This window comes from Lacticaseibacillus hegangensis (assembly GCF_003946465.1).
Lineage (GTDB): Bacteria > Bacillota > Bacilli > Lactobacillales > Lactobacillaceae > Lacticaseibacillus > Lacticaseibacillus hegangensis.
The window spans coordinates 48,276-63,758 of record NZ_RHOL01000012.1; the positions used below are offsets into that span (position 1 = coordinate 48,276).

Here is a 15,483-nt window from a genome sequence, read left to right on the forward strand (position 1 = left end):
TGATCATGCGCCGCTGTTTTTTTATTGTCACGCCGGCCCTTGACTGGGTACAATTGCCCCAAAGGAGGTGCGCCCATGACTTTTCTGAGCACGTTCACCCTGCCCGATGAGGACGCGGAGTGGAACTTTTTCATCAAACAAAAATCACGGGCGTACTCAACCTACTACCCTTTCCAGATATTCCCGCAAAAGCACGTGCCGGAGCTGACTTTTGAACCCATCACAATTTTCTACGGCGACAACGGCTCGGGCAAATCGACGCTGCTGAACGTGATCGCCGAAAAACTGGGCCTGGCGCGCGGCACGCTCTACAACCGCTCGAGCTTTGAGGCCGATTACTTGGCGCTGTGCAATTTTGACCTCGCCGCCCCAATCCCGGACGGGTCCGCGATTATCTCGTCCGACGAAGTGTTCGACGCCATGCTGAACACCCGCGCGTTGAACCAGCGGATCGACCGGCGCCGCGATGACATGTTCGACGACTATCTGGACAACAAGTTCGCCAGTTTTCAGTACCACGACCTCAGCGACTACGATGAACTGAAGAAAGTGCTGGAGGCCCGCAGCAAGACCCAGTCTCGCTACGTGCGCGACAACCTGGCCAAAAACGCCCGTGAGTTCTCCAACGGCGAAAGCGCCCTGCAATTCTTCCAAGACAAGCTGCAGGACGAGCGGCTCTACCTGCTCGATGAACCGGAGAACTCGCTGTCGCCGGCCAACCAGCAAAAGCTGGCCGCCGACCTCGCGGACCGTGCCCGCTTTTTCGGCAATCAGTTCGTGATCGCCACCCACTCGCCGTTCCTGCTGGCGCTGCCGCACGCCAAGATCTACGACCTGGACCAGGTGCCGGTCGCCCCGGCGCGCTGGCAGGACCTGCCGGAAGTGCAGACCTATGCCCAGTTTTTCGCAGCGCACGCGGCTGAATTCAAAAAGGAGCCTCGCCATGACTGAAATTACCGATTACATTGACCAGGCTGCCTCGAACGCCCAGCCGCAGCTGCGGGCCATGTACCAGCTGTTAAAAACGCTGCTGCCAACCGCCCAGGAGAAAATCAGCTACGCCAAACCGACCTTTTACGAGGAAGGCCGTGATCTGGTGTACTTCGGCGCCAACGCCCACGATATCGCGCTTTATCCGACCAGTGGGCCGCTGTCCGCAATCGACCAAGCCAAAATTGCGGCGTACCCGCACTCCAAGGGCGCGATCCGCTTCGCCTTCGATCAGCCACTGCCTGAAGCCTTGATCGCTGAGCTGGTGACTTTGCGCCTAAACGGGGCGGCACCGGCGGCACCCAAGCGGCGGCCGGCAGTGCCCGTCCCACCAGCGATTGCCGATGCACTGACCGAAGCCGGCCTCAGTAAGGCGTTTGCTTCCCGGCCGCCCTACCAGCGCACCGATTACCTCAACTGGATCGCTCAGGCCAAGCGGCCGGCGACTCGCGCCAAGCGCCAGGCCCAGATGCTGGCCGAACTCAAGGCCGGCAATGTCTACATGAAAATGGCCTGGCACCCTCGCAAGAAGCAGGAATGACCAGGCCAATCGCCTTATAATGCCAGCAGCCGCTGGCGCAGCGCCGCATTCACGGCGTACAGGCCCAGCCCCATGCGGCCACGTTTGAGCAAAATGTTGATCACATCAAAAATAATCGCCGTGCGGTCGGCCGCCGAATCAGTCCCATCGGGCCGCCGCCGAAACGCTGTTTGGTCCTCGAAGCGGGCCGGGTCGATCGTGATCCGGTCCGTTTTCGCGTCGTAATCAACGCTCGGTCCCAGGATTACCCCGGCGTAATTGAGGTCAAAGCCCTGAATCGTGTAAATCGAGCCGACCTCATTAATCGTTTGCGGCTGGCTGGCCCAGGGACGGTCGGTGAAATTGACCCGGTCCCACGGCAACCGCAGCTTACCGGCCTGCACGTACCACGGCTCCTTCGTGTACACGCGAAACGGGAAATCCGCCGTCGCCAGCAGCCGCGCCAGGCCGTGCTGGCGATCCATCTGCTTGATCCAGTCGTACAAGAGCACCCCATCGTCAAACACGCGCAGCTGGTAGTTGGCCGGATGCGGCAGCTTCAGCAAACGCCCAGAGGCAAAGGCGTCGACCCACGCCGCGACAGCTGGGGACTGCATCCGCAATTGCCCCGTCAGCTGCACCCGCTGGACGACATGGCCGGCCAGCGTTTGCTTGATCATCGCCGGGGTCCACAAACTTTTCAACTTGGTGACCTGGTGCAAGTCCAAGACCAGCACGACCACGTGGGCCAGTTTTAAGATCTCGATGAGCTGGTTGGTTTGGCGGAACCGGTTGAACGGATCGGGCTGGCTCAGCAGCAGCTGGGCCTCGTCGATGAACACGACATCCGCCCTTTTGCCAGCGTTGATAAACGGCGTCGGTTTTAGAAAATCGGCCTTGTGCAGCCACTTGGCCTGACTGGCCACCTCCCAGTAAATCTTCAGCATTTCGTTGTGGTTGACCAGCAGCCGATTGGTGGTGCCGGCAAGCGCGCCCTTAGCGGTTCGGGCCTGCTTTTGCATGGCACTGAACACGGCACTGAGCAGCGCACTTTTGCCCGTGCCGGCGTCGCCTTCGAGCACGAACACGGCGGCTTTTGAGTCGCGGCGGTGCGCGGCAATAAAGGCCAGCACCTGTTGCTGAATGGTTTGCTGTTCGCCAGTCAGCTGCGCCTGCTCTGGCAGCATGAATGTTGATTCTGCGAGCGTCAAACTAGTCCTTCTTTCCCGTCATGGCGGCCAGTTCCGCCGGTGTGTACCGGTACGGCACATGGGCCGCCGCCGGCACGTCCTGCCACGCCACCGGGTACCCGGCGCCGTGCGCGCAGAAAACCGAGCCCGGCAAGTTGTCGGTGTCGCCGATCTCCGAATAGCCAATGGCCTTGATCACATCCGCCGCGTTGTGGCACGGCCGGTAGCCCGCCACCAGCAGCTCCAGCTGGCCCTGACCATGGGTGTAGGTGCTGACGGTTTGGCCATAGTCCTGCATGGCCGCAACCGGTGCAAAACCGGTCAGCGTCACAGTGCCATTGCGGTCCGGGACGGTGGGCGGGTCCACCGTGCCGGCCATGCGGTCGACGTCGGCCATGGCGCGCCCCACCTGGTCTTGCGCGACCGCCAGCCGAAAACTGTACCACGGCTCCAGCAGCAGGTCGCCGCCAGTTTGCTTCAGTTCCATCAGACCTTGCCGCACGGCGCGCCAGGTGGCCTCGCGAAAATCGCCGCCCACGGTGTGGACGTTGCTGCCGCGCCCGCCCACCAGCGTAATTTTCACGTCGGTCAACGGCGAGCCGGTGAGCACCCCAATGTGCTGCTTGGCCTTCAAGTTGGCCAGGACCAGGTGCTGCCAGTTTTTGCTCAGGGCTTCAACCGGCAAGTCGCTCGCGTAGGTCATGCCGCTGCCGCGCGGCGCCGGCTGCATCAGCAGGTGCACCTCGGCGTAGTGGCGCAGCGGCTCAAAGTGGCCGACCCCTTCGACGGCCTGAGTGATGGTCTCCCGGTACAAAATGCTGCCGGTGCCAAACGCGACGTGCAGGTCAAAGCGCTGGGCCAGCAGCTGGGTCAAGATCTCCAGCTGCACCTTGCCCATGATCGACACGCGCAGCTCCTGCAGCTGCTCCGACCAAGTCACCTTCAGCGCCGGGTCTTCGTCTTCCAGCTGCCGCAGCGCGGTGAGACACGCCCGCGGGTCTTCCGCAAGGGGCGCCAGCTTGTAGGTCATCACCGGCGCCATCAGCGGCGCCTGGGCGTCCGGCTCAGCGCCCAGACCAAGCCCGGGGTGGGTGTCCTTAAGGCCAGGGATCGCGCAAACCTGGCCGGCACTCACTTCCTGCACCACCGAGAATTTTTCCCCGTTATAAAGCCGCAGCTGGTTCGCTTTTTGCTCGCCGAGCAGCACCTGCTTGGGCTTCAGACTGCCCCCGGTGACGCGCAGCCAGGTCAGCCGCTCGCCTTTGTCGTCGTGAGAAATTTTGAACACGCGCGCCCCAAAGTCGGCGGTCGGCCGCAGCGGCTGGGTCCAGCGCTCAAGCCCGGCAAGCAGGTCATCAATGCCCTGCAGTTTCAGACCCGAGCCGAAGTACACCGGCGTCACCTTGCGAGCGGCAATTAACCGCTGAATTGTGGCATCCGCCAGCTGGCCAACAGTCGAAAACTCGTCCAGCGCCGCGTCGTCCTGCAGGGCAATGGCCTCCTGCCGGTCCTGGTTCAGGTCGGCAAAAGCGATGCAGCCTTCCCCGAACGCGCCTTGCACCTGATCCAGTACCGCGGCCTGGTCCGCACCTGGCACGTCCATTTTGTTCACGAAAATGAACGCCGGCACCTGGTAGCGCGCCAAAAGCCGCCATAATGTGCGCGTGTAGCCGGGAATGCCATCGGTTGCTGAAACCACCAGCACCGCGTCATCCAGCACGGACAGCACCTGCTCGGTCGCACTGGCAAAATCCACGTGCCCCGGGGTGTCCAAGAGCGTCAGTTCCAGGTCCTGGTATTGAAGCTTCGCCTCGTGCGAAAAAATCGTGATCCCGCGCGCTTTTTCCAGCGCGTCGGAGTCCAAAAAGGCGTCCCCGTTATCGACGCGGCCAAGCTGGCGCAACGCACCGGTTTTGTATAGAAGCGCTTCTGACAGCGTCGTTTTCCCGGCATCCACATGGGCGATGATGCCGGCGGTAATTTTTTTCATGGCTAGCTGCCTCCGAGTTGAAATGCGTAATCTCATTTTAGCGCAAGGAAAGGAGATTCGCTGATGATCAAACGCGATTACGTCATGGAAGTCTACGAACTGCCGCTGCCGGCCGGCGCAGCCAAAGACGCCAAGCCGCTGCGGCGCATCCGGGTGGTCGATCCCGACACCCACGCCGTCCTCGACGACGCCCACGGCTTTGGCTACCGGTCGTTCCACAGTGCCAACGTCGGCTATTATTATCACCGCTACCCCGAAAAGCTGGCGGCGGCTAAAGCCAAAAAGGCGGCGATTCTGCTGTGGGAAAGCCAGCACCCGGACCTCACGGAAAGGCTGACGGCAGCGGTGTTTCTGGCCAAAGCCGGCGGCCACCCGCTGGACGCGAAGCAGCGGCGCGCCTTGTTTGCCGAGCTGACGGCCGGCCTGAAGGAGCCGCCGGGCTTTACCGCCGCCGACTTTTTCCGCCGCCATGCCTAAGCCCACGCCTGCCAGGATCTGGCAGGCGCTTTTAGCGGTTAACCTGCGTCTTCAGCCACCGGCGCAGCGTCTGCGCAACGGCGCGCTGCTGGGCCCCATCGGACACCGGACTTTGGCCGTCGCCGCGCTGCTTGCCATAACTGCCAAAGCCCGCGTGGTTGCCAACCAGTTCAACATATTGCGTCGCTTGCGGCAGGTTGGTCTTCGCCTTGCGGTACGCCGACCAGTTCAGCACCTGATCATGGTCGGCGGTGACAGCAAGCACCGGCAGCCCGCGCTTGGTCAGCCGCCCCTTTTGGTCCGCGTAGCTCGCCAGGAAAAACACCCCCGCCAGGCGCTTGGTTTGGTGCGCCTTGGCGTAGCGCGCCGCCATGACGCCGCCCAGCGAGTGGCCGCCGATGACGACTGGCCCCGTGGTTTCTGCCAGCACTCGGTCGGCCTGGCTGCCGCGCAGCACCGCCAAGTTGAGCGGAAAGCGGACAATGTACACCGAAGTCCCTGAGGCGGCCAGGCGCTTGGCCCAAATACTGTAGCTGGCCGGCGCGACCAGTGCCCCCGGATAAAAGAGCACCCCGGCGCCTGCCGGGTGCTTGGCCTTGAACGCCAGCCCGTAGTCCGTCTTGACGGCACTGCGCGCGGCTCGTGCCGCTGCGGGACTGGGCTGGTGCATGGTCGCCTCAAGCGCGCCCCAGCCGACCCCGACCAGCAGCACCAGGCCGATCAGCACGCCGAGCCAAATCTTCGTCCTTCGTTTCACGTGAAACAGCCCCTTTCACCGCATCTAAGTTGACGCAATTATAACCCACGCGGCCGGTCAGGAAAAAATCCCGCCAAAGACTTGCTTTTTAGTTCGCCAGCAGGTACGATACATTTAAACTTACAAAAAGTAAGCAATCGGAGGCGTAACCATGACTGACACAAAGTATGAGTTTGGACTCGACACATTCGGCGACCTGGCATTTCAAGATGACGGCACCCCACTCAACGGCGATGAAACCCTGCGCCAAGTGATCAAGGAGGCCAAGCTGGCCGACGACCTGGGCATTTACCGCATTGCGCTGGGCGAGCATCACCGCCCAGAGTTCGCCATCTCCAGCCCCGAGGTCGTCCTCGGCGCAATGGCCGCCGTGACCAAAAGCATCAAGCTGGGCACCGCGGTGACCGTGCTGTCCTCTGACGACCCGGTGCGGGTCTTCGAACGCTTTTCCACGTTGCATGGGCTAAGTCACGGCCGCGAGGAGATCATGTTGGGCCGCGGCTCGTTCACGGAATCCTTCCCGCTGTTTGGCTTCAACCTGGAAGACTACAATGGCCTGTTTGAGGAAAAAATCGCGATGTGGCAAAAGCTGCTGGAAGGCAAGCCGATGAACTGGACCGGCAAGTACACCCAGAAGCTGACTGACACCACGGTTTACCCGAAGCTCCCAAGCGGGGAGACCATTTCGACCTCGCTGGCCGTCGGCGGGTCGCCAGAGTCGATCATTCGTGCCGTGGCCTACGACATCCCCGTTGTCATCGCCATCATCGGCGGCGAGCCGATCCGGTTCCGCCCTTACGTGGACCTGTACAAGAAGGCCGCCGCGCAGTTCAAGAAGCCCGAGCATCCGCTTGGCATGCACGCCCATGGCATTATTTTGGACGACGAGCAAGAGGCCGTGGAAGTCGGCTTCAAGTACATCAAGGCCGAAATGGACCGCATTGGCATCGACCGCGGCTGGGCGCCAATGACCCGCGACCGCTTCGAGTTTGAAATCGACAAGGGCTCGTATTATGTCGGCACGCCGGAGCAGGTCGCCCAGAAAATCGCGCATAACATGAAGGCGCTGGACATGAAGCGCTTTGACCTGGTTTACGGCACCGGCGGTCAGCTGCTCAGCCAGCGCGAAGCTACCATTCGCAACTTTGGCGAGCGGGTCATCCCCCGCGTCAAGGAACTGCTGGGAGGCGAGTAAGATGACAGAGCCAGTAATCGGTATTCTCGGCGCCGGCAAGCTCGGCTCCACGCTAGCGCGCATCGCCACCAGCCGCAACTTGCCGACCATGATCGGCAGCACCCATTCCGTCGCCGATCTAAAGTGGGTCATCGACACCTTGGCCCCCGGCGCAATCAGTGCCACCTCAGCCGATGTGGTCAAAAAAGCCGATGTCATTATCCTGGCCATTCCGCTGAGCCGCTACCAGGACCTGGACCCTGCCGCTTTTGCCGGCAAGGTCGTCCTTGACGCGACCAACTACTGGAAGGAAGTCGACGGGACGCACAACCACATTTCCGACTTCACCCATTCCAGCTCCGAAGTGATCCAGGATTGGCTCAAGGACGCTAAGGTGGCCAAAGCCTTCAACCACATGGGCTACCACGACCTGGAGATCGAGGTCGACCGCCATCCCGACGTGCCGCGGGCCATGGCCTTTGCCACCGACCACGACGACATTCGCCCGCTGGTCAAGCAAGTCCTCACCGCGTTCGGCTTTGACCCCTTCGACCTTGGGCCCTTAAGGTTCGGCCTAGTGCTGGAGCCGGGCAGCCCGCTGTTCGGCGAGGCCATTCCGCGCGACCAGTTCGAAGCCAAGCTCGACGCAATCTACGACAGTCCGTTCGGCAAGGAAATCATTGCCAAGCGCGGCGGCCCAATCAAGTAACCATTCCTACCCTGCCGCCTCGGCAGGGATTTTTTTGCCCTCGAAAATAAAACGACCTCGTCTGCATCGCTGCAGCGAGGTCTTAGGCCATGTGGGCCACTCACCGGGTCCGGTGCCGGCAAGTGGCCGATCGCGCCGCTCGGGGGGAGGCAGCGCCATTTGAGCTGACTAGCACCTTCCTAGTCTCAAACAGTTTAACGAAAACAGACAAACTATGCAATGGGGTTAACAAATAATTTTACCCCTCAAGTCCGGCTGTGATTCGCCCGTCCGCAAGCAGCATGACCAGCCCCCACAAGACGGCGACGCCCCCGATGACCAGAAAGTAGCCGGACTCGTGCCCTGGCGTGTAAAAGTTTGCGGCGATCGCCGACAGACCGGAACCGGCGGCCTGCGACAGCGTGAACACCGTCATCATCTGGGTCACAAACGCCGCCGGGGCCACCTGGCTCGCCAGCGCCGTGCCGATCGGTGAGGTCACGGTCTCGCCTGCGATAATCAGGACGTAGAACATCACGATCCACAGCGGCGATACCTTCACGCTCGGCGGAAACAGGCGCAGCGGCAGGATCATGAACAGCGGCCCGGCGCCCCAAAACAGCATGCCCAGGCCAAATTTTCGGCTGGCGCTGGGCTGCCGCCGCCCCAGCCGTGCCCATACGCCGCTGATCACGGTACCAAACAGCACCGCCAGGACCGCGGGAATGGTTTGAAAACTAGCGGCCGACAGGTGCAGTCCCCACACGTTCAGGTTCACCTGATCCAGCGTGTACAGCGACAAGATCCCCGTCGCCTGGCCGTACACCAGCATCGTGATACTGTTGCCGACCAGAAACAGCCCATAGGCTTTGACGTGCCGCGCCTCAGCCGCCTGCACCTTGGGACTGCGCACAATGGTGACCAGATACCACACCGGCAGAAAGATCCCCAGGATGCCGACGGCGCTGCTGAAGCGACTGGCGGTGAGCCAGCCCAGCTTCAGCGTGCTGCCAATGAGCGCGGCCGCCACCCCGGCGCCCACCAGCACCCGCCGGCCCAGCTGCCGGCGTTCACTGGCGCGCAAGGGATCCGGCACCGCCGCGCCCAAATCACCGAGATAGCGGTGATTCAGGATGAGGTACGGCACCGTCGTCACCAGCAGGACGAACACGGCCACCAAAAACCCGGCGTGGTAGCCGAAGCGCACCGCCACCGCGCCGGTGATGACCGGCCCCGCAGCGCCGATATTTGAGACAATGTAAAGCAGCGTGAACGCAGTGCTGCGCATCATGCCGCGATCGTGGTAAAGCAAACCGACCAAGGCGTTCAGGCTTTGCCCGGTCACGCCGGACGCGACCACCTGCAGGGCCAGACTGGCGAAAAACAACGCGCGCCCGCCGCGCGGCACGGCCAGCAGCGCGATGGCGACAATTTTCAGCAGCGTGCCGTACAGGTAAGGCTTGCGCAGCCCCACCAGCCGGTCGGCCGCGTAACTGCCGGCGATCCCGGCCACATAGCCCAAAGAGGAGAACACCGCCATGATCTGGGTTGCGGTGATGCGATCCAGTCCGAGTCCGCCCAAGTGCAGCGGCTCGTACAGGTACAAGATCATGATGGCGCTGACAGCGTAGGTCGCAAACCCCGTGCCCAACGACCCCAGTGCCATGAGTTTGAATGCCGGCGGCTGCCGGGAAATGCTGCTTTGCTGTGCCACAATTCGCCCCTCTTTGTACCCAATTACGTTTCAATATAGCACAAGCCGAGGCGTCCGCGATGCTTTTCCCTTGACGCTTTGCTAAGGTTAAGGTAACGACTTTCGAAAGGAGTCCGCGATGCGCAAACGACACTGGCACCTCTCCGCCCCGCAGGCGATCCTAGTCAGTTTTGCCGCAATGATTGGCATCGGTAGCGCGCTGCTGGCGCTGCCGTGGGCCAGCCAAACCGGCCAATCGGTCGGCTGGCTCACCGCGCTGTTCACCGCCACCAGCGCGGGCTGCGTGACTGGGCTCGTGGTGGTCAACACGATGCAGCAGTGGACCCTGTTTGGCCAGCTGGTGATCCTGGCGTTGATTCAGCTTGGCGGCATCGGCTTTATCACCGTGGTCGCCGGCAGCCTGCTCCTGTTTCGCCAGCGCATCGGGCTCCGCCAGCGCCTGGCCATCCAAACCCTGTTCAACCAGGACGCGCCGGGCGGCATGGGGCGGCTGGTCCATCAGGTGCTGCGCTACACGCTGGTGATCGAAGGCGCCGGCGCGCTGCTGCTCACGCTCGGCTTTTTGGCGGCAAACCGCGGCTATGCGGTGAGCGAGGCGCTGTGGTACGGCGTTTTTCACGCGGTGTCAGCCTTTTGCAACGCCGGTTTTGACATTATCGGCATGAATTCGCTGGCCGACTTTCAAGGCAGCTGGCTCATCAGCCTGACTGTCATGGCGCTGATCACGCTCGGCGGGCTGGGCTTTCCGGTTCTGTACGAGCTTAGGCGTCTGCTCAAAAAAGGCCGCACGCCGCTTCACCGGCGCGGCCGCCTCAGCGTCAACGCAAAGCTGGTCTGCCTCACCAGCCTGATCTTGGTGGGCGCCGGCACCGGGCTGTTTGCCTTGCTCGAATGGGGGAACCCAGGCACCCTGGGTGAACTTGCCACCCCGCAGAAGTGGCTGAGGGCGGCCTTTGAGTCCGTCACCCTGCGCACCGCCGGCTTTTCGACGCTGGATCAAAGCCAGCTGGGCGACCTCAGCAAGCTGCTGGCCTGCGGGCTGATGTTCATCGGCGGCTCGCCGGCGGGCACGGCCGGCGGGGTCAGGACCATCACGCTGGCCCTGCTGGCCGCAGCGGTGGTGTCCGGCCTGCGCGGGCGCCTCGGCATCGTGATTTTTGGCCGGCGCATTCCGCTGGCGCTGCTGCAGCGTGCGTTGGCCGTGTTTTTCGCGCTGTTTGCGGTGGTTGCCGCGGCGGTCCTGCTGCTGCATTTTACCGAGGCCCAAAGCGCGTTTCAGCCGGGACTGCTCGACCTAATTTTCGAGGCGACCAGCGCGACTGGCACCGTCGGCCTCACCACCGGCCTCACGCCGCACCTGAGCAGCGCGGGGCGGCTCATCATTGCCGCCTGCATGTTCATCGGCCGCCTGTCGCCATTGACCCTGGCCATCGCCTTGACCGCGCGGCAAACGCGCGCGGCGCACACCGTTGACTACCCTGCCGCCACGCTTTTCGTTGGTTGAATCAGAAAGGAGAGCGCCATGACAATCGCCCAGGCTCACTCGTTTGCTATCTTTGGGCTCGGCCGCTTCGGCACCAGCATCGTCTCTCACCTGGCGGAAAATGACGTCGAAATTCTGGCCGCGGACCGCGACCTGGCCCGCGTCGAGGCCGTTGCCGACTGGGTCGACCAGGCGGTGGTGGGCGACGCCAGCGACGATGCGTTTCTGGCGCGCGTGGCCATCGAGCACTTCGACGTGGCCGTGTTTGCCATGGGCGAGCAGTTCGAAGCCAGCGTCATGGCCACCATGTTGGCTAAGGAGCGCGGCTGCCGCCGGGTCGTGGTCAAGGCCCTCGACGCCCGTCAGGCCAAAATCCTCAGCCGCATCGGCGCCGACCAGGTCGTCCTGCCGGAGGTGGAAATGGGGGCAAAAATTGCCCACAGGCTGGTCAACGCCAACATCCTCGGCGTGCTCGACCAGATTCCAGGCGTTGACATCACTGAGCGCCGGCCCGACCCGCAGTGGGTGGGCAAGACCCTGGCCGAGGCGGACATCCGCCGCACGGCCGGGCTCGAGGTGCTGGCCCTGATACGCGCCGGCCGGCCGCAGATCCCGGTGCCGCCCAGCACCATCTTGAGCGCAGACGATGTCCTGCTGACGGTAAATACCCGATGACAAAACGGCCCCGCGTCAGGCGATTGTTCACCTGGCGCGGGGCCGCTGCTTTTGGGCTCATCGTGATTGATCAAGCGTTACTTTGCGGCCTTGCGGGCCTCTTCGCACGCCTTGATGATGGACGGGTTCTTGGAGTGGCAGTCCTCGATCATTTGCAGGTCTGCTTCGCTGAGCTTCAAGTCATATGTCATGTCGTTTACCTCGCTTTAGTTTAAAAGATAGTTTTACTGTACCACGATGGCAGACAGTTGCAACCCACACGTGAACACACGGCCGCCTTGACGCCTATTGACAGTGCCACGCGACTTGGCCACACTGAAACTATCGGTGTTAGGAGGCTTTTTCGTGGACTGGCTGCTCATTCTCATCCCAGCGTTTTTCGCGGCGCTCGTGCAAGGCATCACCGGCTTTGGGTCGGTGATCATCATGATGATCTTCTTTCCGGCGATCCTGCCCATCGCCGAAGCCGCCGGGCTGGGCGGCGTGGTCATGCTCAGCTGCACCGCCAGCCTGGCGTGGCGCTACCGGCGCGATTTTCACTTCAAGCAAGTGATTGGGCCGTTTCTGATCTACGCAGCGGTCGCCACCTGGTCGGTCCGCCTCGGCAAGGTGCTGGACACGCATGTGCTGCGGCTGTTGCTGGGCGTGCTGCTGGTTGCGCTGGCGCTGTACTTCATCCTCGCCAAAACTGCCGGCGACCGGCGCTATCCCTGGTACATCGCCGTTTGCTTCATGGTGATCTCGGGGTTTTTCAACGGTCTTTTCGGCATTGGCGGCCCACTGATGGCCCTGTACTTTCTGTCCCTTTCGACCTCGGTGCCGACCTACATGGGCAACCTGCAGGGCTTCTTCCTGCTCGACACGATTTACATCACCAGCGTGCGGGTGGCCAGCGGCATCATCACGACCAGCCTTATCCCCTACATCATCGGCGGGATCATCGCGGCGACTCTGGGCACTCTCCTCGCCACGCTGTTAGCCGCCAAGTGGGATCTGGCGCAGATCAAGCCGCTGATTTACGGCTTCATCGGCCTCAGCGGGCTGTATTACCTGTTTTTCTAGCAAGCGGCAAAAACCGCACCAACCGGGTAGACCCTGCAGTTTAGGGGCGTGCCCGCTTGATGCGGTTTTGATGTCTAATGCCTCAAAACACTACCACAAGTGCGTCATCGGCCCGACCATGTACAGCCCAAAGGCCATCACCAGCAGACACAAGGTCGTGGCAACCAACCGGTACCAGCCGTGCATCCGATACTGGTCCGGCAGCGCCTTGGCCTCCAGCAGCAACAAGAAGCCCAGCACGATCGGTACCAGCAGCGCGTTGATCACTTCAACCGTGACTGCCAGATCGACCAGCTGAATGTTCGCCAGCACCAGCACCGCGCCAATCACGTGCGCCCCGATATAAATCAGGTAAAAGCCAGCGCTTTTGCAGTTAAACGGCTCGTTGAGGCTATGCGGCCAGCCGAGCACTTCCGTCAGGCCCCAGGTCCCAGCCAAAGCGACCACTAGGGCGGCGACCAGCGACCCGCCCAGCAGACTGGTGCCGATCAGCAGATTGGCGGGCAGCTCACCGAGGTACGGTGCCAGTGCGGTCGCCATTTGGCCCACCGTCGCGAAGGCCTCGCTGCCGCCGTGCTTGCCGACGGTCGCAGCGAAAGTCACGATGAACACGATCATGATGGCCTGCGTGATTAAAGTCCCAACGGCGGTGTCGCGCCGCTCCTGGGGAATGTCGGCGGCCGTCAAGTGCTTGTCGACCACCGCACCCTGCTGGTAAAACAGCATCCAGGGCATGATGACCGCACCGACGTTGGCCGCTACCAGGTACACGTAGCTGCTATTGCGCCAAGGCACGGTCACCAGCCCGCGCATCAGGTCCCCCAGCTGCGGCTTGGCCATGACCATGGCGATGACAAACGCAAACTCGGCGAGGCCGACCATCACGCCGATTTTTTCCACGCGCCGGTATTCGCCCAAAAAGGCGATGCCGACCAGAAACGCCGTCGCAATTGGAATGGTGATCCACTTTGACACCCCGAACAGTTCACCAACCCCGGCGATGCCGATGAACTCAGTCAACAGCGCCCCGACGGCGGAAATCCCCAGCGTCACCGCCGCCAGCCACGCCCAGCCGCGCCCGAAGTACTTCCGGATCAGTGTGCCGTGCCCTTCCTGGGTAATGATGCCGAGGCGCACGGTCATTTCCTGGGCCATGAACAAGACCGGGATCAGCACCAGCTGCGGCAGCACCATGGTGTAGCCCCACTGCGCGCCGGATTGGGCCGCCGTGATCAGGCAGCCGGCATCAGTGTCGGCCAGCATGACCAAGAGTCCCGGTCCCCAGACCGCAAGCCAGCCACGCCCGCGCCGGCGAGTTTTGGTTAAATTGTCTTTCTTTTCGATAATTGCCACTCCGCTCTGTCGGCACTTGGCCGCGCATTCAAGAATAGGCTTATTGTACTACCAGAACGGCGGCACTTAGCTCAAAACTGGAAAAGGGCTGCCGACGGTTGGCGGTAATCGCCCGCTGGACAGGCTAATTCGCACCCTTCGCGCGCATCAGCCGCGTCTGCCAAATCAGCGCCCCGGCCATCAGCACCGTGAAGGCCAAAATGTACACGGGATACAGCGCGATGGACACTGCACCGGCCAGCAGGCCAAACAGCGGCGGCGCAAAGGTGGAGCCGACATAGGCCGACGCCATTTGCAGCCCGATCACCGCCTGCGAGTGATCAGCGCCAAACGAGGCCGGCGTTTCGTGAATGATTGTCGGGTAAATGGGCGCACACCCCACGCCAAAGACCACGAGGCCAACCAGCGCGGCCATCACGGGCAGCGGCAGGAGGATCAGCAGCACGCCCACCAACATGATGCCCGTCCCCAGGCCCAGCATGCGCCGGTCGCCCAGCTGATCGGCGATGATTCCGGACAGGAACCGGCCCACTGTGATGCCAATATAGAACAGCGCGGCGAACCGGGCGGCCGTCGTGACTGCGACCCCGCGGGCCTGAACCAGATAACTGGCGGCCCAAATGCCGGCCGTTGCCTCGAGCGCACAGTAGGCGAAAAAGGCCACGAGGACCTGCTTCAGGCCGCGTAGGTGCAGCAGCTGGCCGATTTTCAGCGGTGCGCTGGCGGTTTTGCCGCTTGCCGGGGTTTGGGGCTTGGCCCATAGCGGCAGACTCGCGATCAAGATAAAGGTCAAGACGACCTGAATGATGCCAATGATGCGGTAGCCCGCCTGCCAGCCCAGCTGGTGGGTCAGCGCATAGCTCATCACGTTCGGGCTGATCGCCGCGCCCACGCCCCAGAAGCAGTGGAGCCAGTTCATTTGCCGGCCCTTGTAGTGCAGCGCGACGTAATTATTCAGTGCCGCATCGACCGCGCCAGCGCCGAGCCCGTACGGCACCGCCCAGACGCAAAGCCAAATGAAACTGGGTGACAGCGAAAAGCCAAAGAGCGCCAGGGCCGTGGTCGCGACGCTGGCCGCCGTGACCCTGCCTGCCCCGAATCGCCGCGTCAGCCGGTCTGACAGCAAACTTGAAATGATCGTATCCGCCGAAATCAGCATGGTGATGATGCCGACATAGCTGGTCGGCACGCCGAGCTGCGTGTGCATCGCCGGCCACCCGGCTCCAATCAGCGAGTCTGGCAGGCCCAGGCTGATAAATGCTAAATAGATGATCCCCAACAGTAAAGAAAACATAAGCCCCTCCGCATGCGTCAATACCGGTAATTCTAGCGGAGTGGCAAGCAATGTCAACGGTTACAGCGTGACTACTTCGTCACTGGTGTCAGAGCACAAAAAAGACCGCTAGTAAA

The 15,483-nt window shown here is 62.2% G+C and carries 14 protein-coding genes; 8 read left to right on the forward strand and 6 right to left on the reverse strand.

The features are described 5' to 3' along the window. Positions 1 to 75: 75 nt before the first annotated feature. Together EKM86_RS05065 and EKM86_RS05070 are read left to right on the forward strand one after the other, a co-directional pair. Positions 76 to 951 (forward strand): AAA family ATPase, encoded by an 876-nt coding sequence (locus EKM86_RS05065; protein ID WP_125755692.1) that lies wholly within the window; start codon positions 76 to 78, stop codon positions 949 to 951. Beyond that, positions 944 to 1,531 carry a YdeI/OmpD-associated family protein gene (locus EKM86_RS05070; protein WP_225419355.1) on the forward strand — a complete coding sequence of 196 codons (588 nt, stop codon included), beginning with the start codon at positions 944 to 946 and terminating at the stop codon, positions 1,529 to 1,531. Before EKM86_RS05065 ends, EKM86_RS05070 begins: the two co-directional genes overlap by 8 nt. Positions 1,532 to 1,545: 14 nt before the next feature. On the opposite strand, the gene EKM86_RS05075 is transcribed toward EKM86_RS05070, so the two are convergent. Further along, positions 1,546 to 2,697, reverse strand: a complete 1,152-nt coding sequence (locus EKM86_RS05075; protein ID WP_125755742.1) for a DUF2075 domain-containing protein — start codon at positions 2,695 to 2,697, stop codon at positions 1,546 to 1,548. Between the two features lie 25 nt (positions 2,698 to 2,722). Next, entirely contained in the window at positions 2,723 to 4,690 is a 1,968-nt protein-coding gene (locus EKM86_RS05080) for an elongation factor G (RefSeq protein WP_125755694.1), read from the reverse strand. Between the two features lie 63 nt (positions 4,691 to 4,753). On the opposite strand from EKM86_RS05080, the gene EKM86_RS05085 reads away from it, so the two are divergent. Further along, positions 4,754 to 5,167 (forward strand): hypothetical protein, encoded by a 414-nt coding sequence (locus EKM86_RS05085; RefSeq protein ID WP_125755696.1) that lies wholly within the window; start codon positions 4,754 to 4,756, stop codon positions 5,165 to 5,167. A 31-nt stretch (positions 5,168 to 5,198) separates the two neighbouring features. On the opposite strand, the gene EKM86_RS05090 is transcribed toward EKM86_RS05085, so the two are convergent. Further along, the gene (locus EKM86_RS05090) at positions 5,199 to 5,924 is read right to left on the reverse strand and encodes an alpha/beta hydrolase (protein ID WP_225419356.1); all 726 of its coding nucleotides are present in this window, start codon (positions 5,922 to 5,924) and stop codon (positions 5,199 to 5,201) included. 151 nt (positions 5,925 to 6,075) lie between these two features. Here EKM86_RS05090 and EKM86_RS05095 point away from each other — a divergent pair, with 151 nt between their 5' ends. Beyond that, positions 6,076 to 7,119: an LLM class flavin-dependent oxidoreductase gene (locus tag EKM86_RS05095; protein WP_125755698.1), complete on the forward strand. Its 1,044-nt coding sequence runs from the start codon at positions 6,076 to 6,078 to the stop codon at positions 7,117 to 7,119. Position 7,120: 1 nt separating this feature from the next. Next, positions 7,121 to 7,807, forward strand: coding sequence for an NADPH-dependent F420 reductase (locus tag EKM86_RS05100; protein ID WP_125755700.1), 687 nt, complete (start codon positions 7,121 to 7,123; stop codon positions 7,805 to 7,807). Between the two features lie 238 nt (positions 7,808 to 8,045). On the opposite strand, the gene EKM86_RS05105 is transcribed toward EKM86_RS05100, so the two are convergent. Further along, complete coding sequence (locus tag EKM86_RS05105; RefSeq protein ID WP_125755702.1) at positions 8,046 to 9,500, reverse strand: peptide MFS transporter; 1,455 nt, start codon at positions 9,498 to 9,500, stop codon at positions 8,046 to 8,048. Between the two features lie 118 nt (positions 9,501 to 9,618). Between EKM86_RS05105 and EKM86_RS05110 the strand changes: the two genes are divergently transcribed. The 3 genes from EKM86_RS05110 (at position 9,619) to EKM86_RS05120 (ending at position 12,720) form a co-directional block, all read left to right on the forward strand. Continuing rightward, on the forward strand, positions 9,619 to 11,004 hold the full coding sequence (locus EKM86_RS05110; RefSeq protein ID WP_125755704.1) for a TrkH family potassium uptake protein: 1,386 nt from the start codon (positions 9,619 to 9,621) through the stop codon (positions 11,002 to 11,004). An 18-nt stretch (positions 11,005 to 11,022) separates the two neighbouring features. Further along, positions 11,023 to 11,658 (forward strand): potassium channel family protein, encoded by a 636-nt coding sequence (locus EKM86_RS05115; RefSeq protein WP_125755706.1) that lies wholly within the window; start codon positions 11,023 to 11,025, stop codon positions 11,656 to 11,658. A 345-nt stretch (positions 11,659 to 12,003) separates the two neighbouring features. Further along, positions 12,004 to 12,720: a sulfite exporter TauE/SafE family protein gene (locus EKM86_RS05120; protein ID WP_125755708.1), complete on the forward strand. Its 717-nt coding sequence runs from the start codon at positions 12,004 to 12,006 to the stop codon at positions 12,718 to 12,720. A 90-nt stretch (positions 12,721 to 12,810) separates the two neighbouring features. On the opposite strand, the gene EKM86_RS05125 is transcribed toward EKM86_RS05120, so the two are convergent. Then, on the reverse strand, positions 12,811 to 14,067 hold the full coding sequence (locus EKM86_RS05125; protein WP_225419358.1) for an NRAMP family divalent metal transporter: 1,257 nt from the start codon (positions 14,065 to 14,067) through the stop codon (positions 12,811 to 12,813). 130 nt (positions 14,068 to 14,197) lie between these two features. Further along, positions 14,198 to 15,367 carry an MFS transporter gene (locus tag EKM86_RS05130; protein ID WP_125755709.1) on the reverse strand — a complete coding sequence of 390 codons (1,170 nt, stop codon included), beginning with the start codon at positions 15,365 to 15,367 and terminating at the stop codon, positions 14,198 to 14,200. Positions 15,368 to 15,483: the final 116 nt, after the last annotated feature.

What these genes read in the sequence shown, in the direction of transcription:
- EKM86_RS05065 (WP_125755692.1), top strand. Translation starts at nt 76, where the DNA reads ATGACTTTTCTGAGCACGTTCACCCTGCCCGATGAGGACGCGGAGTGG.
- EKM86_RS05070 (WP_225419355.1), top strand. Translation starts at nt 944, where the DNA reads ATGACTGAAATTACCGATTACATTGACCAGGCTGCCTCGAACGCCCAG.
- EKM86_RS05075 (WP_125755742.1), bottom strand. Translation starts at nt 2,697, where the DNA reads ATGCTGCCAGAGCAGGCGCAGCTGACTGGCGAACAGCAAACCATTCAG.
- EKM86_RS05080 (WP_125755694.1), bottom strand. Translation starts at nt 4,690, where the DNA reads ATGAAAAAAATTACCGCCGGCATCATCGCCCATGTGGATGCCGGGAAA.
- EKM86_RS05085 (WP_125755696.1), top strand. Translation starts at nt 4,754, where the DNA reads ATGATCAAACGCGATTACGTCATGGAAGTCTACGAACTGCCGCTGCCG.
- EKM86_RS05095 (WP_125755698.1), top strand. Translation starts at nt 6,076, where the DNA reads ATGACTGACACAAAGTATGAGTTTGGACTCGACACATTCGGCGACCTG.
- EKM86_RS05100 (WP_125755700.1), top strand. Translation starts at nt 7,121, where the DNA reads ATGACAGAGCCAGTAATCGGTATTCTCGGCGCCGGCAAGCTCGGCTCC.
- EKM86_RS05110 (WP_125755704.1), top strand. Translation starts at nt 9,619, where the DNA reads ATGCGCAAACGACACTGGCACCTCTCCGCCCCGCAGGCGATCCTAGTC.
- EKM86_RS05115 (WP_125755706.1), top strand. Translation starts at nt 11,023, where the DNA reads ATGACAATCGCCCAGGCTCACTCGTTTGCTATCTTTGGGCTCGGCCGC.
- EKM86_RS05130 (WP_125755709.1), bottom strand. Translation starts at nt 15,367, where the DNA reads ATGTTTTCTTTACTGTTGGGGATCATCTATTTAGCATTTATCAGCCTG.